The organism is Aminobacter sp. P4_D5 (assembly GCF_056401815.1).
In genome coordinates this window covers 1-718 of record NZ_JBFUIP010000701.1, presented here as the reverse complement: position 1 = coordinate 718, position 718 = coordinate 1, and the positions used below count along the sequence as shown (strand labels likewise).

Below are 718 nucleotides of genomic sequence, written 5' to 3'. Positions count from 1 at the left end.
CCCGCAGCCGCAACGACCTCTCGGCCGCGCTGGACCGTCTCCGCGCCCGCGAGATCCTGCTGGATCTGCTCGACGCCGCGGCGAAACTGCGCCGCACGCTGATCACCCGCGGCGAAGAGTTCTCCGATGTCGTGATGCCCGGCTACACGCATCTCCAGCCGGCGCAGCCCATCACCTTCGGCTTCTACCTGACGGGCCTCGCCTCCGCGCTGGAGCGCGACGCGGAGCGGCTGCTGGATCTCTGGAAGCGGCTGAACCTCTCGCCGATGGGCGCCGCCGCGCTCGCCACCACCACCTTCCCGATCGACCGCGCGATGGTGGCGGAGCTGCTGGGCTTCGACGGCATTCTGGAGCACGGGCTCGACTGTGTGGCGAGCCGCGACTTCTCCGTGGAGCTCATTGCCGGCGCGGCGCAGATGAGCCTCACCCTCAGCCGCTTCGCCGAGGACATGCACGTCTTCGTCACGCATGAGTTCTCGTCCGTCGAATTCCCGGATTCCGTCTGCGGCACCTCTTCCATCATGCCGCAGAAGAAGAATCCGGTGGTGCTGGAGCACCTGAAGGCCAAGGCTGCGCATGTCGTGGCGGGATTCTCCTCCGCCGGCGCGATCATCCGCGGCAGCCACTTCACCAACACGCTCGACGGGAATCGCGAGGCCCAGGCGCTCATCTGGCCGGGATTGGCCGAGGCGCAGCGCGCGCTGGCTTTGGCCGGCAT

1 protein-coding gene is annotated in these 718 nt (G+C 68.2%); it reads left to right on the top strand.

The features are described from left to right. On the top strand, window positions 1–718 hold a 718-nt coding region (locus AC1DWF_RS34425; protein ID WP_476842966.1), incomplete at both ends, for a lyase family protein.